Raw genomic sequence first — 20,550 nt, forward strand, 5'->3', positions numbered from 1 at the left:
ACTCCCAGTTGATCACGGGATAGAAGGCCAGCGCGGCGCGGAAGCGATCGGTGTGGCCAATCATCCACGCGGTGAGGACGCCGCCACCGCTCCCGCCGGTGACGAAGAGGTTCTTCTCGTCGATGTAGCCCTTGGCGATCACCGCATCCACGCCGGAGTTGAGGTCGTGGAAGTCGTCACCCGGGTAGGCATGATGGATGAGGTTGGCGAACTCCTCGCCGTAGCTCGTGCTCCCGCGCGGATTGGTGTAGAGCACCACGAAACCGTTGGCCGCCATCAACTGCTTCTCGTCGTCGAAGCGCGCGCCATAGTTGGCGAAAGGCCCGCCGTGGATCTCGAGGATGAGCGGGTACTTCCTTTTCGCGTCGAAGCCCGGCGGCTTGATGATCCATCCCTGCACCTTCCGCTTGTCCTTCGACGACTCCCACCACAGCTCCTCCACGGTGCCCAGCGTGCGGCTGGCGAGCAACTCGGCGTTGAGCGACGTGACCTGTCGCGCGGTTGCGCCTGGCGACGACGCGGTGACCGCCACGTTGGATGGCACGCTCGGTGTCGACAGCGTGAAGGCCACGCTCCCCGCGCGGGACACGGAGTAGCTCCCGCCGCCATACGCCATCGTCCCCAGCCCCATGTGCTCCGCCACCGGGCGCAACGCGCCGTCGAGCGTGAGGTAGCCGACCTTGGTGTCGCCCTGCACGTCGTACTGCACGTACACCCCCTTGCCGTCGGCACTCCACGTGGGCGCACTCACGCTCCCGTCGAACTTCGACGAGAGGGCGCGCTTCCCCGAACCGTCGCGGTTCATCACGTAGAGCAACTGGTTCTGGTAGCCGAGGTGCTTCTCGTCATAGCCCGTCCAGGCGATGAGCTTCCCGTCAGGTGAAACGGCGGGTTCACCGTCGGGACCCAGGCGGTCGGTGAGCTGCCGCATCGTCCCGTCGTTCACGTTGAAGGCGTAGAGATCGGCTTCGATCAGCTCGAGGTCGGGATTGTCGCGGCGGCGCGAGGCGGCGATGAGTTCCGTGCCGTCGGGGGTCCACGCGATGCCACCGCCGCCAAAGACGCCGCCGTGGTTGAAGCTCCCCTTCGTCACCTGCCGCGCCGCACCGCCGTCGGCGCGAATCACGAACAGGTGCGTGTAGCCGACGGGGACCTCGCCCACGCCATCGAATCGGAAGACGAGCGCGTCGGTATACTTGGGCGGTGGCTGCCACGTGGCGCCCGGGGGCGGTGCCAGCGGCGTCCCGACGACCAGCGGCGCCCCGGGGACAAACTGCGAAAAGGCGATCCGCGTCCCGTCCGGCGACCAGGTCGGTGCCGACGGCGGGATGGCGCCGCTCGTGATGGCCACCGATTCGCCCGTGTCGGTCCAGCGCACGTAGAGCTGGCCGCTCCCCCCCTTGTCGGAGATGTAGGCCAGGCGCGTCCCGTCGGGCGACCAGCGCGGCGAGCCGTCGTGCGTCTTCCCCGACGTCACGGGGCGATGTCCGCTCCCGTCGCTCTTCACCTGCCAGATGTTCGTGTACTGCTTGTCCGTCATCGCGTCGTTCCAGTGGCGCACGTAGGCAATCCACTGCCCGTCGGGCGAGATCTGCGGGTCGGAGGCCGTCTCGAGAGCGAAGAGGTCGACCGGCGCGAGTGGCCGCGGTTGGGCGCGGAGTTCAAGGCGCGGCGCTGCAGCGACCGCCAGCGCGACCGCGAGCACGAGGACGGGGCGGGTCCAAACGGGGCTGGTGCGCATGGGGCGAGGGTTGGGAGTAGGCGCAGACGCGCGCGCGCCGGCGACCATTTTTCGAGATGGCGCGTAACGTGTCGCGCAACGCCCGTCCACCGCCAGAGGCGCCGTGCGCGCGGGCACCCTCAGAGGCGCCGTCAGCAGGCACCGTCAGCGGCGCGGGGATTTGGCGCGTTGATGAAGGTCGCCCCACTCCCCCTTTCGTCGCCGCCCATGCCGATTTCCCCTCGCCGGTTCGTCGCGTCGCGCCTCGCACTCGTCGCCTCCTGCACGCTCGTCGCCCTGCCGGCACTCCCCGCGTTGTCCATCGCGCAAGGCGCGGTGCGCCCGGACGCCGATCCGCGCATCCAGAAGCTCGTGGCCTCGGTCTCGCCCGAGCGCCTGCGCGCCATCGTCACCAAGCTGGAGTCGTTCGGGACGCGCTCGACGCTCTCCGACACGCTCTCTTCCACGCGCGGGATTGGCGCGGCGCGGCGTTGGATCTACGAGGAGTTCAAGCGCTCGTCGCCAAAGTTGCAGGTGGCGTTCGACCGCCATCCGGTGGCGCAGGGAGGACGCATCACGCGCGACGTGGACGTGGTCAATGTCATGGCGATCCTCCCCGGCAAGTCGCCGCGGCGCGTCTACATCAGCGGGCACTACGACACCGTCAACCTGCGCGGTGCAATGGCGGCGGGGAGCGGTGGGCAGCCGAACCACGACGTCGACGCACCGGGGGCCAACGACGACGGCAGCGGAACGGCGCTCACGATGGAGCTGGCGCGCGTCTTTGCCGAGAGCGGAATCGACTTCGACGCCACGCTCGTCTTCATCACGTGGGCGGCGGAGGAGCAAGGGCTCATTGGCTCGATGGCGCACGCCCAGTCGCTGGCCGATGCCAAGGGTGTGGTGGAAGCCAACTTCAACAACGACATCGTCGGCACGTCGCTGGGCGGGAGCGGGACCGTCGACGCCGAGAGCGTGAAGATCTACTCGTTAGGCCCGGAGGATTCCATGTCGCGCTCGCTGGCGCGCTATATCGCCCGCGTGGCCGCCATCTATGTCCCGTCGCACACCATTCGCCTCATGGCGCGCGAGGATCGCTTCGGGCGCGGGAGCGACCACTCGTCGTTCACCGCCAACAACTTCCCGGCCGTCGTCTTCCGCGAGGCAAACGAGAACTACCGTCGCCAGCACTCGGCGGACGACAAGATCGAGGGGATGGACTTCACCTACCTTGCGCAGAACGCCCGGGTGAACGCCGCGGGCGCCGCCTCGGTCGCGCTCGCGCCGGCGGCGCCGGTGGTGCTCGGCGAACGCGGGCAGCCGCTCATCGGGCGCGGGCAGTCGGGATACGACGCGGACCTCAAATGGAGCCCCGCCAGCGGCGCCGTGGCGTACAAGGTCTACTGGCGCGACGCCTGGGCCAACGACTGGCAGCGCTCGCAGCAGGTGGGGAACGTGACGCAGTTCGTCCTGCCTAACGTCTCCATCGACGATTACGTCTTTGGCGTCGCCGCCGTGGGGGCCGACGGGAATGAGAGCCTGGTCTCGGCCTATGTCTCGCCGAACCGCCCCATGCAGCGCATCAAGATGTACAAGTAGCACTTGCGACCTGTACCAGTTTCTCTTGATTGAAGGGCCGGCGCCTCGTGTGCGCCGGCCCTTTCCCACGCCGTCGGAGTGCACGCCATGACCCCCCAGGACGCCCACACCATCATCGCCCTCGCCGCCCTTGCCGCCAACGCCGACGGCACGCTGGGCCAGGAAGAGCGCGTGAGCATCATCTCGGCCGCCGAACACCTCGGCCTCGCCGCCGACGACCCGATGCTGCAGGGGGTGATGGGCGGCGGCGGCGACGTGGCGCAGCTCGCCCACCGCCTGTCGAGCGACGAGGCGCGCGTGGCGGCGTACGACGTGGCCGCCGCCGTCTGCCATGCCGATGGCGCGCCTAACGCGCAGGAGTCGGCCTTCCTCGCGGCGCTGTCGCGCGAGCTGGGGGCCGTGGCCCCATCGCCCGACGCCGCCGAAGGGATGGGGGCCGCGGCGCAGGCCGCGTCCACTCCGCCTGCCCACCCCATGGGGAGCGACCTCGACACCTTCATCCTCGACCAGGCGATGCTGGCCGGCGCCGCCGAACTCCTTCCGCATCGATTCGCGGCAATGGCCATCCTCCCGTTGCAGCTGCGCCTGGTCTACCAGATCGGCCAGCGGCACGGGCAGCAGTTCGACATGGCGCAGGCCAAGGACCTGCTCGCCGTCCTCGGCATCGGGGCAATGGGGCACGCGCTGGAAGGGGTCGTGCGCGGTGTGCTGGGGAGCGTGGGGCGGGGGCTGCTGGGGGGTTTGTTAGGCTCGGCCACCGGAGCCGCCGCCGGCGTGACCGTCACCTTCGCCACGACCTACGCCCTGGGACACGCCGCCGAGCAGTACTACGCGCAGGGACGTTCCCTCGGCAGCGCCGACCTCAAGGCGCTCTTCACGAGGTTCCAGGGCGAGGCCAACACCGTCTTCCCGCGCGTGGAATCGCGCATTCGGTCGCTGGCCGCTGGGAGCAACCTGCAGTCGCTGCTCAGCGGCGTGATGCGCTAGACGTGGCGCCAAACCCGGTGGCCGCGGCGCTGGCGTACTGCGCCGCAAACGGCGCGGCCACCGGTTCTGAAACCACCTGTCGCGGCACGCAGCTCGTGCCGCTCCTCGCGCGGTTCGTCACGCCTGTCGTTCCCTCGCGCGTGTTTCGGCAGGAGATTTCGGCGTGCTCCAGACTCCTCTCGTCATGACACACCGCACGCGCACCGCGCGCGGGCTCGCCGCGCGCGGCCCTGTCGCGCGCAGACTCACGGCGCGCGCGTTGCGCCTGGCGTGCGCCGCGAGCGTGGCCGCGACCTCGCTGCAGGCGCAGGGGGGCGCCGCGTCGCGCGATCTGTCGCGTTATACCGACCCCACGTCGCACGTCGCGCGCGCCGCGCGGCTGCAAGGGCCGGCGCCGCACATCGACGGCGCCCTGGACGAGGCGGCGTGGAACGCCGCGCTCCCCATTCGCGACTTCGTGCAGAAGGTCCCCATCGAAGGGAACGCGCCGACGGTCGCCACCGAAGTCCGCATCCTCTACGACGACGGCGCGCTCTACGTGGGGGCGCGCCTCATGCGCCCCGATCCGCGGGCCATTCGCCGCTCCGTCACGCGCCGCGACGGGGAAAGCGACGCCGAGGTCTTCACCGTCTCGCTCGATCCCTACTTCGACCGGCGCACCGCCTACGCCTTCTCCATCTCGTCAGGCGGGGTGCGCGGCGATGCGTATCACGCACAGGACAGCGAGGACTCTGGGCGCGAGCCGCAGTACGATCCCATCTGGGTCGCACGCGCCCGCGTGGACAGCGCCGGGTGGACGGCCGAGCTGCGCATCCCCTTCTCGCAGGTGCGCTACAACGCCGCGGCCCAGCAGGTGTGGGGGTTGCAGCTGACGCGCTACATCGCCGACAAGGCTGAGCGGCTGCAATGGGTGCTGATTCCCGTCGATGCCGCAGGGTATGCGTCGCGCTTCGGACGTTTGGAGGGAATCGGCGGGATCCCGCCCACGCGTCGCATCGAACTCCTCCCGTACGTGGCGACCGAGGTCACCGCGCGCTCGCACGTCGACGCGCGCAACCCATTCGACGACCGGTTGGGCGCGCGCGCCGGCGCCGACCTCAAGGTGGGGCTGGGGCCCAACCTCTCGCTCGACGCCACCATCAACCCCGACTTCGGGCAGGTCGAGGCCGATCCCGCCGTGGTGAACCTCACCGCCTTCGAGCAGGTGTTCGAGGAGCGACGCCCCTTTTTCGTGGAGGGAAACGAACTGCTCACGGGGCGCGGGCAGAGCTTCATCGGGCGCCCCACCTGGTTCTACTCGCGGCGCATCGGCGCGCCGCCGCGCGGGCTCGTCTCGGACGACTTCGTCGACGCGCCGACCAACACCACCATCACGACCGCTGCCAAGGTCACCGGGCGCCTGGCGCGCGGCCTCTCACTCGGCGCGCTCGCCGCGGTGACGCCGCGCGAGTTCGCGCGCACGTATCACGTCGCCAGCGATTCGTTCGCGCGCATCGCCGTCGAGCCGCCGTCGCGTTTCGGCGTGTTGCGGCTGCAGCAGGAGTTCGGGAAGCAGCAGTCGAACATCGGGATGTCGTTCACCACCGTGAACCATGCACTGGACCAGCGCGGGGGGCTGGCATCGCTCCTGGTGCGCGACGCCGTGGCCGGCGGGGTGGACTGGAAGCTGCGCTACCGGCAGGGGATGTACGAGGTGACCGGGTGGGTGGGGGGGAGCCGCGTGAGCGGTGATGCGCCGGCGCTTGCCCGCCTGCAGCGCAACAGCGCGCACTTCTTCCAGCGTCCCGACCAGGACTATGTGCGCTACGACTCCACGCGCACCGCGCTCAGCGGCGCCACGGCGTCGCTTCGCCTGGACAAGAACGCCGGGCGCTACACGTTAGGCGGGATCCAGCTCTCCACGCGCACTCCCGGCTTCGAGATCAACGACGCGGGGCAGATGCGCTCGGGCGACGACATCGACTTCAATGCCGACATCCAGCTCCGCGACACGAAGCCCAACCGCTACGTCCGCTTCTACCAATTCGGGACGTCGACCGTGGCGGGGTGGAATTATGGCGGCGTGCGCCAGTACCTGCGCTTCAACCAGACCGCGCAGGTAACGCTGCACTCGTTCCTGCGCCTCAACGCCCGCGGGACGCTGTACGTCCCCTCGCTGTCGGACGACCTCACGCGCGGCGGTCCGCTCATCGGGACCCCGGCCGGCTACTCCGTGTTAGGGCAGGTGACATCGCGGGCCAACATGCCCACCACGTGGAACGCGCGCACCGAGTATTATCGCGACGCATTCGAGGGCTGGCGGTGGGACCTGAGCACCGGCATCGCGACGCGCCCCGCGCCGCAGTGGCAGGCGTCGGTCGATCCCACGTACTCGCGCTCCGTGGACATGCGGCAATACGTCGCCACGCGCAGCGGCGGGGGCGCCGCCACCTTTGGCCAGCGCTACATCTTTGCCGCGGTGGAGCGCAGCACCCTCTCGGCGCGCTTCCGCGTGAACTACGCGCTGACCCCCAACTTCACCATCGAGGGGTACGCCGAGCCGTTTGCCGCCAGCGGGCGCTTCTACGAGTTTGGCGAGGTGCCAGCGCCGCGCAGCGACACGTTGCGCGTGTACGGCGCGCCGGGGAGCGGGACGTCCGTCAGCCGCAACGCGGACGGGAGCCAGTCGGTCACCGACGGCGCGTCGACCGTGGCGCTCCCCGCGCTCGACTTCCAGCGCCTCTCGTTCCGCTCCAACCTGGTGCTGCGGTGGGAATGGCTCCCGGGGAGCACGGCCTTTTTCGTCTGGCAGCAGAACCGCGGTGGGCAGTTGCTCAGCGGGAACCTGGTGCGACCCAACGATCTGTGGGATGCCGTGCGCGCCGACGGCGACAACTTCGTCGTAGTGAAGGTCAGCTACTGGATTGGGGCGAGGTAGGGTGCGGCGCCTGACGGCGCTGCACACGAGGAGCGAATCGAGAAGTATCGGCGCCCCGCTCAGCGCGCGGTCCCCAACAACTTGCCAGCAATCGCATCCGCCATCCCAGCCGCATCGGCGGTTGCGTCGTTGGTGAGGATGATGATCGTCACCCGGCGCGACGGGATGCGCACCCAGGCGCTGCGCTTGCCATCCGCCGCCGCGAAGGCGCGATAGCGGGTGGCACCGGCGTACTGGTCCGCCATCCAGCCGCGCGCGCCGTCGATGGGCTCGCGGGCCCCCGCGTCGGTTGCCGGCGTGCGCGCGTATGTCGGCGGATGCTCCAGCCCTAACGAGACGCGATACAGCTCGTCGACGCTGGACTGCACCTCGCCGGCGTCGTTCGCGGTCGTCTTGTGCAGTCCGACCGGGGCCGCGGCGCGCTGCGTGACGCAACGTTGCATCGGGGTCAACGCCGCAGGGGCGGCGCGCGATGCCGCGGTCGTGGGCGTGGCGGCGGGAGCAGCGGCGGGCGCGGCTGCGGTGTCGTTTGCCGGACGCGCGCGCACCGGCGGCTCGGGGAGCTGCTCGCAGACGGCGCCAAAGATGGCCGACATCTCGCCTAACGCGAACTGCGGCACCGTCGTCTCCGGCATGTACCTCGGTTGCGGGGCGATGCCGTAGGCGCGATCGGCCAGCACCTTGCCATCCCGCGCGACGAGGACGGTCGCCCCACCCCTGGCGCTATCGCGATAGCGCGCGAACAGCGCGTCGATGAAGGCTGGCGTGACGGCGCTCCCTTCGTACGCGCGCCGCATCACGCGCCGCGCGCCGAGGTCGTACACGTCACCCGGGTACAGGGTGAGGAACGGCTTCCCCGCATCGTTCGCGTCGCGGCCGTTGTAGACAAACGCCTTGCTGCGCCCGATGATGGTCCCCGTGTCGCCGCGAATGACCCACGCCGTCCCCTCGTCTTCCGAAATGCCGAGCAATTGCGGATAGCGCGGGATGATCGAGTCGGCGAGGTCGGCCAGGCGCTCGCGCGCCACCACGTGCTGGTCGACGCCGACCCCCTTGAGGTACGCGAAGCCCTTCTGGTACCCGGGGAAGTCCATGATGTAATTGTTGTTCGACGGCGCACCGCGGACGAGGAAGTCACCGAGGATCGACGCACCGGCAGAGGAACCGCCCACGACGCCACCGCGCGCGAGGACGGCATTGAAGGCCGCTTCGCTCCTGGTTCCGCCATATGCATCGACCAGTCGAAACTGTCGCCCTCCCTCGAACCAGATGCCGCCCGCACGCTGCAGCACGGCGACGAACGAGTCGGCGTCGGCCACCGTGCGATCCTTGGTGAAGTAGGTGTGCACCTTGGTCGCCCCCGCCTGCTTCCATCCGCGCGTGCTGGGACCGTCCTGCGGGTAGGCGTCGCCGCCCCCCGCATTGGGGACCGTGACCAGCAGCGACTCGTTCCCCCCCGCGGCGTCGATGAAGGCGCGATAGATCTCGGGTCCCATCGTGCCGCCCCCCACGACGATGACTGTCCCGCGCGGTGGTCCGACGCGAGGCGTTCCCGCCTTGGGCGTCGGCGGAGTCGGCTGCTGGGCGAGCGCGTGCGCGACTGGCCAGCAGATGATGAGTGCGGCGAGGGGGAGGGCGAAGGCGGAGCGACGGCTGCGAGCTGGGCGGCTGACCATGAAGCGCATAGGCGGTGAGAGCTGGAACCAGCGCACGGGTGCCAGGCAAACGATGCGCCGTGTCACGGAAACCCACAAGCCGAGAAAGCCGACGGGCGCGCCCGTCAAAGCGTCCGCAGTTCCCAGCGTGGGGTGCGTTCGCGTGGCACCAACTGTCACGGAAGCAGGCGAGAGCTCATCACCCGCGCGAGTTACTGCTCCCGACGTCTGATCCGTCGCGTTCGTTGTATCGCGCTCCCAACGAATCAACGTCATCGCTTCGACCGAATCGCGGGAAAGTGTTCGGACACCTTCCGCCCCGACACGCGCATCTCCGTCAGAATCTCGTCCCTCTCATCCGCCGAAAACGTCCGCCCCTTCGCCTGTCGTCTAGCAGGTTGCTGAAAGGGGGTCACCAGGGAAGGCTTGTGGCCCGCCATGGGGATGCCTAACGTGGCGCACCTCTCCCAGCGGAGATCTGCCATGCGCGGTGTCGAGTCCCACCAGGCGGTGCTGTACACCGTGCGCGGCGAACGCCAGCTCATGGAACCGCACGACTTCACCGCTGGTTTGTCGGCCTCGGCCTCGACGCCCCGGTCTCGCATCCGACGGTGTTCACCAAGAACCGCGACCGCCTGCTGGCCAGCGACGTGGCGGCGGCCGTCCGGGCGGGTGATCCGCGCCAAGCCGACACGCGTCTGCTGCTCTCGCAAGAGCGCTGCACGGTCGATGGGACGCAGCCCGAGGCGTGGGCCAGCCACAAGCGCTTCCAGCCGACGACCGGTGCGCCCTGCCGACCGGACGACGACGATCGCGGCAATCCGACGGTGAACTTCCATGGGGAGCGCCGTTCGAACGCCACGCATGTCTCGACCACGGATCCCGACAGTCGCCTGGCGCGGAAGGGCCACGGCAAGGAAGCGAGGCGCAGTTATCAGGCGAGTGTCACACTGGACAACCGCCATGGCTTGGTCGTGGGAACCTTGGTTGGCCCGGCGAACGGGGGGCGCGACGGAGGTGGAGCAGGCGACGACGCTGCTGGCGGCGCTGCACGCCGAGCAGCCGTACCACGCGGGACGCTGCACCATCGGCGCCGACAAGGGCTACGCCAGCCGCCCCTTCCGGGCGGTGGCGCGGGGCTTCGGCTTCACTCTCCACGTGGCGCAGCCCACGAGGGATCGCGGGCACGTGCTCGATCGACGGACGACTCGACATGCGGGGTATGCGGTTCGCCAGCAGCGCCGCAAGCGCATCGAGGAGGCGTTCGGCGGGGGGAAGACGGTCGGCTTGCTGCGCACGCTGCGGCATCGCGGGCAGCCTCCGGTGGACGGGACCTTCGCCTTCACGGTGGCGGCCTACAGCTTGGTGCGCCTGCGCACTCGGATGCGAGCGGACGTGTGCCCCGCCTAACGCTCCGCTGCCGATTAGGCGCCGACCCCCGCGCGTGGTGGGGCAGCCGGCGGCGATACGCCCCCCCGCCGGCTCCGCTGGCTGCTTCCGAGCCTACCACGCATGACTAGGCTCACGAATCCGGCGAGTTTCAGCATCCTGCTAGACGCCGCAGTTCAGGACCTCTAGGTCACGGCGGACCTTCCGTCAGGTCTCGCTCGCGCGCCCGTCGGGGGTGCAGCGCAACGGGTACAGGGTAACTAGAAAGTATTCTAGTGAACCACTCGTACGGGCGTCTACGACGCCGGGAGCGGTTCCGTCAGGGATTCTGCCGTTGCGGACGAGACCAAGCCATGACACTGTCAGTGCATTCGGTATCGGGCGCGTCATTACGAGGGTCGGGGTGGGCATGCTACGGCGCAAACAGCGACACTCAGGTCCGGCAGGTGTTGCGGCAGAGCGGCTCGGTCAGATCGCATTCGTTCGATTGCTAAGCGTCGCTCTTCTGTGCAGTCTCTTTGGATGCAGCATTGACGCGCCGCCTGTTGCACCAGCAAGCGAACAGAGCATTCTCTCGATGTCCCCGGAAACAGATGCCGCGTGGACGCCTGAACTAGCCGACAGCTTCGCTCAGAGTCTCGCCGAGGCACTTCGTGAGCCGGTACGTCGTCAAGCGATTCTTCAAGCGCTGAAGCGGAGTCGCCTTCCCAAGCATCGCGTCTCGCTGCTCGAATACCTCGCGAGTCCGGCTGGAGAACTGCTCGCTGAGCAACTCGCGCGTCGCGTGAAGATGTCCGTGGAGGCTCTTCTCGCTGCCGACGGAATTCTCACGCGCATCGCGTTGTGGCTACCACGGGTGACCGATCGAACCAACTGGATCGGACAGTCCGATGTGGTTGTCGTCGGAAGCGCGCGGAGTGCGCCGGCACTTCTCATGATGACGCGACAGACACGTGGGTTCGGTGTCGGCGGGTATCCGACGCAGGTCGATCTGCGTGGCGGTCAATCCGCTCCTTACATTCTGGTCGCTCCTGTCCTTGGCAACAAGCGACTTGCAGTCGCGGACGTCTACGAACCATCGCCCGCCTCGATTGTCAGCGCGGTATCAACAGCGGAAACCGAACTCGCCGCCCTTGCCACTTGCGACCCGTTTAGCGAGCCCACGTGCTGCGAGTACTCGGATGAGTGCGAGGGTCCCCCTTCGGGAGGGGGGACACCGGGTGTCTTTCTTGGCGTTACCTTCAGCGGATGTGTGCCAGGAGGCACTCCCTCCGGCGACGACGATCGGGACGGAATCCTCGATTCGTGCGAGGAGACACTTGCTCTGACATTTCAACCGCTTCTTCGCTTTCACGCGCTCGAAGGTGCTTCGGGTAGAGAGCCATACTTTGCCGCTCGCCGATCGCCAACGAACGGGCGGATTCGTTTGTTGTACGCGCTTGGGTACTATCAGGACGCCGGATTCCCAGGATCGACGGATTGGGATCACTACGGAGACTCGGAGTTCTGTATTGTCGAAGTCGGCGTGGTACCGGGCACGACGGACAAGTGGCAGGTGTTTCAGGCAACCTTGTCCGCACATTGGAACTCCGTCAACGACCAAACCGCGACGTACGAGTGGTTCTCTCTCGAATACGCCTCATATGCCTATCCCGACTGGGGCGTCAAGCCTATCGTCTACGTTTCGTGGGGAAAGCACGCTAACTACAGATCCGACGCTGTGTGCGATGCTGGAGCTTTCTACCTGGACGACTGCAGTGCTGCGACGAGTGTCGTGCAGACCGGCTTACCCGCCAGCAGCAATCTCGGCAACAAGTCACCCACCGGTACTATCCAGCTGCGCAACTGTGTGTCATCGCGCTCTGTGCAACCCGGGACAGAGTGTTTTTGGAGTAACGTCCACTTTCGTGGATGGTGGGGTGCAGGAGGAAGCGCGGCAGGTGGATACCAGGCAATCCTGAGTCACTTCGGCTTCTGATCATGCGCGATTCGATTCCTCTCTCAGGTCTCGCGCGTGAAGTCCGCCGCCGACCAAGCGCAGCGCTGTTAGCGGGAGCTGGTCTCGTCGCGACTCTCACTGGCTGTACATCCTATCGCGCGCTCGAGCTCAGGCGAATGACGTCAGCACCCTCCTCTGGATGCATGCGTGTCGTTCGCGTCGATGGAGATCCGCAGCGACTCTGCCGAGCTGCGATACGAGGGGACTCGCTCGTGGGACGACTGGAGAGCAGCGACGGTCCCGTGATTGCGGTGGCGACTCACGATATCCGCGTACTCGAGGTGTCGCGCGTCGATGTTCCAGCAACGTTTAAGCGACTGGGACTCGTCGCACTTGTGATGGGAGGTACGTTGCTGCTGCTCATCTCGCTGCTTGGGATTACCGAACACACTTAGAGGCCACCTCGCAACTTGTCGGCGGCTCCATATCGGAGTCGGTCTCCGGCGCGCGGGTGACCCCACATGAGATGGCCTATGGTCGACGCGCGCTGCGTAAAACGGCCGAGGCCGGCGCGCCGACGCCCACCACGCCCTGCGGACACAGCGGCTCGGGCTGGCGCGGCAGGCTCAGCACCTCCTGCTGGCGGTGACATCGGGGCGACACGTTAGGCATCGCACACGGTCGCGTCCGGCACGCCGCCGCTAGTCTATCCAACCTCGACCGTTAGGCATGTCACGGGCGCGCCACGGGCCACACCGCTCTGTCATTGCGCCGTGCACGATATCATCTTCGAGTCCCCCCTTCGCGTGTGGCACGCCGCGACGGGATTGCAGCTCACGGTGGCACGACCCACCCGTGGGCCCAGGGCACGCCGGCAATTCGCGCGTGCCTCGCACCATCTGCAACGACGGACCGCTGGATGGATCCGCCAACCTGAGGAGGACACCGTGACCTTCGCACGTCCTGTATGCGGGCTGCGCGTCCGTGCCGCACTCGCAACGCTTGCCGGGTTCGCCTTCGCCACCCTCGCCGCCATCGCGTCCGCCTCCGACGCACAGGCGCAGACGACCACCGGCGCCATTCGCGGCTACGTGCGTGACTCTGCCGGCACCCCGATCGGCGACGCGCAGGTCATCGCCCGAAACGCGGCCATGGGCGCCGAACGCATCGCCACCACCAACAGCAACGGCTTCTACAACCTCGCCGGGCTCCGCCCAGCCCGCTACGACCTGCAGGTGCGCCGACTCGGCTACAGCGCGCAGACGCGCGCCGTCACCGTCGGCATTGGTGAGGTCCTCACGCTCGACCTCCAACTCGCGCAAACCGCCACGCAGATTGCCGGCGTCCGCATCCTGTCCACCGAGACAACCGAGACGGCGCGCTCCTCGGAGAGCGGGACCAACGTCTCGCGCCAGCAGATCGAGAACCTCCCCAACTTCGAGCGCAACTTCCTCGACATCGCCAAGCTCGTCCCGGGAATCACCGCCAGCACGGTGAACAACTCCGACAAGTTCCTCGCTGCCGGCGGGCAGCCCGCCGAGGCGGTGAACGTCTTTGTCGACGGCGCCACCTACAAGAACGACGTGCTGCGCGGCGGCGTCGTGGGGCAGGACGCCTCCAAGGGAAACCCGTTCCCGCAGGCGGCGGTGCAGGAGTTCCGCGTCATCACGCAGAACTACAAGGCCGAGTACCAGAAGGCGTCGAGCGCCATCATCACGGCCACGACGCGCTCGGGGACCAACACCTGGGAAGGGGAACTCTTCGGCTATGGGATCGGGAAGGCCTACGTGGCCCGCAACCCGATCGAGGTCCTCAACGGCTCGCCGCGCTCGCGCTACGAGCGGTTGCAGGCCGGCGGTTCGTTAGGCGGCCCGATCGCCAAGGACAAACTCTTCTTCTTCGGTACGTACGAGCTCAACTTCCGCGACGAGCCACAGTACGTCACGCTGGGCGGCAACGCCGCGCAGGCTCCTACTGGGCTCAACCCGGCGCAGTACACCGGCGCCTTCACCTCCCAGTTCCGCGAGCACCTGGGCTTCGGCAAGCTCACCTGGCTCAAGTCGTCGCGCAGCACGGTCGACGCCTCGCTCAATGTCCGCACCGAGAATGACTTCCGCGGCTTCGGCGGACAGACGAGCTATCAGTCGGCCGAGGACGTCGCCATCCGGACACTGACCGGTGTCGCCAACTGGCGGTATGCAGGTGAGAAGTGGCTCAACGAAGCGCAGGTGAACGTGCAGAACTTCGTCTGGAACCCGCGCCCCAGGAATCCGGGGCTCATCGGGCGCGACTACGCCGGGATCATTCGCATCGGCGGGCGCGAAGGGCGGCAGGAGTTCACCCAGGGACGCATCGCGCTGCGTAACGACGTGACGCGTTCCGGCGTGCAGCTGGGCGGTGACCACGTCTTCAAGGGAGGCGCCTCGATCGACTTCCTCGGTTACGAGGGGATCAAGGACTTCTTCTTCACCACGCCGTTGCTGCGCTATCGCGCAGAGGAGAACTACGTCCGACCGTTCCAGGCGCAGTTCGGCTTCGGAAACCCGAAGATCTCCGCCGACAACATCCAGATCGGTGGCTACTTGCAGGACGACTGGACCGTGACGCCGAAGTTCACGATCAACGCCGGCATTCGCTGGGACATCGAGACCAACGGGATCAACAACTCCTACGTCACCCCGAAGGCGCTCGCCGATTCGCTTCGCCTCTTGGCGCCGCAGATGACGGTGGGGCAGCCCACCGCCAGCGGGACGGTGGTGCGCCGTCCGATCAACGACCTGGGCGGGATCGAGAACTTCATCACGACGGGCCGCAGCGATCGTCCCATCAACCTCGGTGCCATCCAGCCGCGGCTCGGCTTCTCGTACGACCTCAAGGGTGACGGGCGCACCGTCGTCTTCGGTGGCGTGGGCATCTACTTCGATCGCAACTACTGGAACACGCTGTTCGACGAGCAATACCTGCGCCAATTCCGCCGGCTCACCATCAACTTCAAGGACAGTTGCGCCGTGGACGAGTTCAACTGCGCGGTGTGGGACAGCCGCTTTGAAGACCCGGCGCAGTTGCGCACGTTGGGCTTCGCCACCGCTCCTGAGGTCTTCCTCGTCAAGAACAACCTCGAGGCGCCGCGCACCAACCAGTTCAGCGCCGGCGTGCGCCAGGCCATCGGCGGCTACCAGCTCACCGTGTCGTACAACGGCATTCGCGGCTACAACGGGATGAACTTCATCCGTGTGTCGCCGTGGGGCGGCTTTGCCCCGAACTACAGCACCATCTTCGCCACCGACGACCGGGTGAAGACGTGGTACGACGCCTTCCAGCTGCAAGCGTCCAAGCCGCTGGCGGGATCGCGCTGGGGCGGTTCGCTCGCCTACACGCTGGCAAAGATGGAGGAGCAGGGGCAGAGCACCGACCTGTTCTGGGGCTTTGATGACCGGTACACCACTGTTGCCGATCGCCCGAGGCGCGTGACGCCGGGGGACCAGCGGCACCAACTGGTCGCCAACGCCATCGTGCGTCTCCCGGCCGACTTCATGTTGAGCGGCGTGGTGAACCTGGGGACGGGGATCGCCTCCAGCGCCACCGACGCCAGCGCCGGGTGGGGGCAGTTCACCGAGAAGACGTACGTGTACCAGCCGCCGACGCGCGCCTTCCTCGGCGTGGGGCATGTCTTCAACAACCAGAACCTCGACATTCGCCTCGAGAAGGGATTCTTCGTGCGCGGCGGGCAGCGCGTGTCCATCTCGGCCGACCTGTACAACTCGCTCAACTCGCGCAACTTCGGCTGCTACGATGCCACCATCTTCCCGACGAGCGGGAACGCGAACCTGAAATACAACAAGCCCAACTGCGCCGCCCTTGGCCGACGGCTGCAAGTGGGGCTGCGCTATGGCCTGGTTCCGCAGGTCAATCGTTAGGCCGAGTGCGGCGCCGGCGCTGGCCCTCGCGCTGGCGCTGGTAGCCGCCAGATGCACCGTCACGTCGGCGGCGGCCCCGGTGCGGCCGTTCACGCTGTCGGCCGCCGACGCTGCGCTGCTCGACACCGTGCAGCGGCGCACCTTCGACTTCTTCTGGGAACGGAGCGATACGCGCACCGGGCTCACCCCCGACCGGTGGCCCACGCCCTCGTTCGCCTCCATTGCCGCCGTGGGATTCGCGCTCACCGCCTATCCGGTCGGTGTGGAGCGAGGCTGGATCACGCGCGCCGAGGCCGCACAGCGCACGCTGGTCACGCTGCAGTGGTTCTGGAGAGCGCCACAGGGAACCGACGCGCGCGGGATGACCGGGCATCGCGGCTTCTTCTACCATTTCCTCGATATGCAGGACGGCGCGCGCTTCGCCACCGTCGAGTTGTCGACGATCGACACCGCGCTGCTGCTGGGCGGCGTCCTGTTCTGCCAGTCGTACTATGACCGTGACGTGCCGCTCGAGGCGTCGATCCGCGCGTATGCGGACTCGCTGTACCGGCGCGTGGAGTGGACATGGATCCAACCACGCGCGCCGCTCGTGAACCACCGCTGGCGCCCCGAGGACGGTTTCTCGGAGAGCGACTGGACGGGGTACGACGAGTCGATGCTGCTTTACGTGCTGGCGTTAGGCTCGCCGACGTACCCGATCGATGCGGCGGCGTGGGCGGCGTATACCCGCACCTATCGCTGGGCCACCTTTCACGGCCAGTCGCACATCAACTTCGAGCCGCTGTTCGGGCACCAGTACTCGCACCTGTGGATCGACTTTCGCGGGATCCAGGACGCGTACATGCGCGCGCGCGGGATCGACTACTTCGAGAACTCCAGGCGCGCCGTGCTGTCGCAGCGCGCGTACGCGATCGCCAACCCGTCGCGCTTCAGGGATTACGGCGCCAACGTCTGGGGACTCACCGCCTCCGACGGCCCGTTGGACTCGACGCTCATCATTGACGGGCAACGCATCGAGTTCCACACCTACTGGGCGCGCGGCGCCGCGGCCACGGCGGTTCGCGACGACGGGACGCTGGCCCCCACCGCCGCAGCCGGCTCGTTCCCCTTCGCCCCGGAAGTCGTGATGCCGGCCATTCGCGCCATGCGCGAGCGCTACGGCGACAGCCTCTTCCAGCGATATGGATTCCTCGACGCCTTCAACCCCTCGTTGCAACTGTCGGTACCGCTCCGCCACGGACGCATCGTTCCGGGGGTGGGCTGGATCGATGGCGACTACCTTGGCATCGACCAGGGACCCATTGTCGCGATGATCGAGAACTATCGGAGCGAGCTGGTGTGGCGCACCATGCGGCGCAATGCGTACATCGTGCGCGGGTTGCGGCGCTCCGGATTCACTGGCGGGTGGCTGGCGCAGGCGTCGCTACCATAGAGATGGACAGGCAGGCGTCGCGCAGGTGGCGACGCACGCCTCCACTCCCGCTACTTCACCGTGACCACGACGCTGGCCGTGGCCGGTGAGAACTGACCCGGCGACGCCGCCGCAACGGTGACGGTCGCGGTCCCCGGGGCGACACCGGTCACCACGCCGCTGGGCGAGACGGTGAGCGCCGCGCCGCTCACCGACCAGGTGATGGTGCGTCCAACGGGGGACAGCGGGACGCCGGGCGTGGGGCCGAAGAGGGAAGCCAGCAGCTGCAACGACGCGCCGGCGGCGACTGTGGGGGTCACCGGGGCGATCGTGATGTCGGTGACGGGGACGGGGATCACGGTGACGGAGGCGCTCCCCTGCGTCCCGCCGATGATGGCGGTGATGGTCGCGGTCCCCTGGGCCAGCGCGGTGACGCGCCCGCCGCTGTCGACCGAGACGAGGGCAGGAGCACTCGACTGCCACGTGGCGGTGCGGCGCGGGATCGCGGCGCCGCCGCCGTCATATGGCGTGGCCGCCAGTTGCAAAGCGATCCCCTCTTGCAGCTGGGCGCTGGGCGGAGTCACGCTCACCAGGGCGACGGGGACGTCGCGCACGGTGAGCGTTGCCGTCCCGGTCTTGCCGTTGGTGGTGGCCGACACGTCGACCACCCCCGGGGCGATCCCCATCACCCGGCCGAGGGAGTCGACGGTGGCGATGGCCGGGTTGGCCGAGCGCCAGGTGATGGTGCGCCCCGCCATGGTGAGCGGCCGATTGAGTGAATCCGCCAGTTGCAACGCGAGGCTGAGCCCCTGCCCGGCGAGGAGCGTCGCGGTGGCGGGGAGCACGGTGATGGTGGCAACGTTGATCGGCGTCACGGTCACGACCGACGTCCCCTGCTGCCCGTCGCACGTCGCGGTGAAGGTCACCATCCCGGGCGCCACGGTCTGGACACGCCCGGTGGCCGACACGGTGGCGACATTGGGATTGCTCGACGTCCACGTGGCCACCTTCCCGGCAATGGCCCGGCCGCGAATGTCGGTGATGCTCACGGTCAGCTGCAACGCCTTGGTGACCTCCAGCGTCCGCGTGGCGGGCGACACGGTCACCTTGGCCACCGTCACGGGGACGACGGTGATGGGAACGCTGGCGCGCGCCCCCTCGCTCGAGGCCACGATGACCGACGAGCCGACGGCGACGGCGGTGACGTTTCCGGTGCTGTCGATGCTGGCGATGGCCGGCGCTCCGGCAATCCACGTCACCGGGCGTCCCGTGAGCACCACCCCCTTGGCGTCGAGGGTCTGCGCCGTCAGGCGCAACTTCTCACCGGGAAGCATCGTGGCACTGGCCGGCGTCACGCGCACGGTGGCAACGGGGACAACGGCCACGGTAATGGCCGACGTCCCGCTCTTGCCGCCGCTGGTGGCGGTGATGGTCGCCGTCCCGGTGGCGACGGCGGTCACCACCCCCGTACTCGCGTTCACCGTCGCCACGGTCGTCCGGTTCGAGGCCCACGCCACGGTGCGCCCGTTGAGCACAGCGCCGGTGGAATCGGCGACGCGCGCCGTGAGCGTCAGCGTCTGCGCCACGTTCAGCGTCGCCGTCGATGGACTCACCGTGACCGAAGCCACCGGGACAGGGTTGACGGTGACGGTCGACGTCGCCGTCTTCCCCTCGCTGGAGGCAGTGATGATCGCGGTTCCCGGCGCAACCGCCAGCACGACGCCGCTCGACGAAACGCTGGCCACACCGTTCGCGCTCGACGCCCAGGTCACCGTGCGCCCGGTGAGCGCACGCCCCGCCGAGTCGCGCGGCGAGGCCGCGAGCGTGAGCGTGGCGCCGTCGAGGATGGTCGCCGTCGGCGGCGTGACGGTCACCGACGCCACGGGAACCGCTTGCACCTGCACCACGGCGGTCCCGCTCACCCCCCCTGCCCTGGCCGTGATGGTCACGCTCCCCGGCGTCACACCGGTCACGACCCCCGAACCGCTGACGGTCGCAACGCCGGCCGCCGAGGTGGACCAGGCGACAGTGGGACCGATCAGCGTGGCGCCGGTGGAGTCGAGGAGCTGCGCGGTGAGAGTGGCCGTCGCCCCCACGCGAATAGTCGACGTGGCCGGCGTGAGGCGCACCAGGGCCACGGCGCGCGACGCAACGGTGACCGGGACGATGACGGACTTTCCCCCGGCGCTGGCCGCGACCTGCGCCGTCCCCGCCGACACGCCGGTCACCACACCCCCCTGCGTGACGGTGACGACGCTGGCGTCGGAGACCGACCAGAAGATCGGTCGCGACATCGGGTTCCCCACGGCGTCGAAGGCGCGCGCGGTGACCCCCTTGGACTCATCGACGAGAACGGTGAGCTGCGTCGGCGTCGCGGTGACGCGCGCGACGCCAGAGTCGCTCCCCGTGGACGAATCGCCACACGCGCCCACCGCCGTCACCACGCCCGCCGCCAGGGCGAGGAGTACGCCCCGCGTACGCCCAGCGAATCGGGAGCCGCAACGGGCTCGCCAACCGGGCGGGGAAGAACGACGGAGAGGCGTGGTCCAGCGCGTCATGCGGGGTGCAACTCGAGGTGCTTTGAAGTGGTTTCAGAACCGGTATCCGCATGCCCGGCGCACGGCGCCCGCAACGTCGCGGCGACTGGTTCTCAAACCACCTGTTGGACTGCGCAGAATGCCCGCGCCGAGCGTCGGAGACAAGGGGCGGACAAACTTGCCGCTACCGTCAGCTGCGCGCGGTGTGACAGCGCACGTCGTGGGCCATTGAAGCGCTGAGGCGCGGCTTGACGCGCTGAGGCGCGGCTTGACGCGCTCAGGCGCGGCTTGACGCGCTCAGGCGCGGATTGATTTGCTGAGGCGCCGCGGGGTGCGAGACGTCGGGCGACTGTGTCCTGCCTCAGTTGAAATGTGACTCCCAACCGCTCACTCTATGCAGTGAGCTCGGAGGAGTCCATGAGTCGACCGAATGGCAAGAAGAAAGCTCGGCGACAGTTCACGCCGGATGAGAAGGCCAC

11 protein-coding genes are annotated in these 20,550 nt (G+C 68.2%); 7 read left to right on the forward strand and 4 right to left on the reverse strand.

What is annotated here, in order from left to right; all coding sequences use genetic code 11:
- On the reverse strand, nucleotides 1–1,741 hold a 1,741-nt coding region (locus IT359_17445), incomplete at its 3' end, for a S9 family peptidase (protein MCC6930779.1).
- A 207-nt stretch (nucleotides 1,742–1,948) separates the two neighbouring features.
- On the opposite strand from IT359_17445, the gene IT359_17450 reads away from it, so the two are divergent.
- The 3 genes from IT359_17450 (at nucleotide 1,949) to IT359_17460 (ending at nucleotide 7,223) form a co-directional block, all read left to right on the forward strand.
- Nucleotides 1,949–3,319: a M28 family metallopeptidase gene (locus IT359_17450; protein ID MCC6930780.1), complete on the forward strand. Its 1,371-nt coding sequence runs from the start codon at nucleotides 1,949–1,951 to the stop codon at nucleotides 3,317–3,319.
- An 87-nt stretch (nucleotides 3,320–3,406) separates the two neighbouring features.
- Nucleotides 3,407–4,306: a DUF533 domain-containing protein gene (locus tag IT359_17455; protein ID MCC6930781.1), complete on the forward strand. Its 900-nt coding sequence runs from the start codon at nucleotides 3,407–3,409 to the stop codon at nucleotides 4,304–4,306.
- 163 nt (nucleotides 4,307–4,469) lie between these two features.
- Nucleotides 4,470–7,223: a carbohydrate binding family 9 domain-containing protein gene (locus IT359_17460; protein ID MCC6930782.1), complete on the forward strand. Its 2,754-nt coding sequence runs from the start codon at nucleotides 4,470–4,472 to the stop codon at nucleotides 7,221–7,223.
- 59 nt (nucleotides 7,224–7,282) lie between these two features.
- On the opposite strand, the gene IT359_17465 is transcribed toward IT359_17460, so the two are convergent.
- Nucleotides 7,283–8,899, reverse strand: coding sequence for a Type 1 glutamine amidotransferase-like domain-containing protein (locus IT359_17465; protein MCC6930783.1), 1,617 nt, complete (start codon nucleotides 8,897–8,899; stop codon nucleotides 7,283–7,285).
- A gap of 251 nt (nucleotides 8,900–9,150) precedes the next feature.
- Nucleotides 9,151–9,717, reverse strand: coding sequence for a hypothetical protein (locus IT359_17470; protein MCC6930784.1), 567 nt, complete (start codon nucleotides 9,715–9,717; stop codon nucleotides 9,151–9,153).
- 124 nt (nucleotides 9,718–9,841) lie between these two features.
- Between IT359_17470 and IT359_17475 the strand changes: the two genes are divergently transcribed.
- From IT359_17475 to IT359_17490, 4 genes are all read left to right on the forward strand, one after another.
- A complete protein-coding gene (locus tag IT359_17475) occupies nucleotides 9,842–10,288 on the forward strand; it encodes a transposase (protein MCC6930785.1) in 447 nt (148 codons plus the stop codon).
- Between the two features lie 556 nt (nucleotides 10,289–10,844).
- Nucleotides 10,845–12,245, forward strand: coding sequence for a hypothetical protein (locus IT359_17480; GenBank protein ID MCC6930786.1), 1,401 nt, complete (start codon nucleotides 10,845–10,847; stop codon nucleotides 12,243–12,245).
- Between the two features lie 908 nt (nucleotides 12,246–13,153).
- Nucleotides 13,154–16,123, forward strand: a complete 2,970-nt coding sequence (locus IT359_17485; GenBank protein MCC6930787.1) for a TonB-dependent receptor — start codon at nucleotides 13,154–13,156, stop codon at nucleotides 16,121–16,123.
- Nucleotides 16,095–17,555 carry a hypothetical protein gene (locus tag IT359_17490; protein MCC6930788.1) on the forward strand — a complete coding sequence of 487 codons (1,461 nt, stop codon included), beginning with the start codon at nucleotides 16,095–16,097 and terminating at the stop codon, nucleotides 17,553–17,555. The genes IT359_17485 and IT359_17490 overlap by 29 nt, the downstream gene beginning before the upstream one ends.
- Nucleotides 17,556–17,605: 50 nt before the next feature.
- On the opposite strand, the gene IT359_17495 is transcribed toward IT359_17490, so the two are convergent.
- A complete protein-coding gene (locus IT359_17495; protein MCC6930789.1) occupies nucleotides 17,606–19,978 on the reverse strand; it encodes an Ig-like domain-containing protein in 2,373 nt (790 codons plus the stop codon).
- Between the last annotated feature and the right edge of the window lie 572 nt (nucleotides 19,979–20,550).

It is taken from the genome of Gemmatimonadaceae bacterium (assembly GCA_020852815.1).
Taxonomy (GTDB): domain Bacteria; phylum Gemmatimonadota; class Gemmatimonadetes; order Gemmatimonadales; family Gemmatimonadaceae; genus SCN-70-22.

Coding starts and splice junctions, on each gene's coding strand:
- IT359_17450 (MCC6930780.1), top strand. CDS start 1,949: ATGCCGATTTCCCCTCGCCGGTTCGTCGCGTCGCGCCTCGCACTCGTC.
- IT359_17455 (MCC6930781.1), top strand. CDS start 3,407: ATGACCCCCCAGGACGCCCACACCATCATCGCCCTCGCCGCCCTTGCC.
- IT359_17465 (MCC6930783.1), bottom strand. CDS start 8,899: ATGGTCAGCCGCCCAGCTCGCAGCCGTCGCTCCGCCTTCGCCCTCCCC.
- IT359_17470 (MCC6930784.1), bottom strand. CDS start 9,717: ATGGAAGTTCACCGTCGGATTGCCGCGATCGTCGTCGTCCGGTCGGCA.
- IT359_17475 (MCC6930785.1), top strand. CDS start 9,842: ATGGCTTGGTCGTGGGAACCTTGGTTGGCCCGGCGAACGGGGGGCGCG.
- IT359_17480 (MCC6930786.1), top strand. CDS start 10,845: ATGTCCCCGGAAACAGATGCCGCGTGGACGCCTGAACTAGCCGACAGC.
- IT359_17490 (MCC6930788.1), top strand. CDS start 16,095: ATGGCCTGGTTCCGCAGGTCAATCGTTAGGCCGAGTGCGGCGCCGGCG.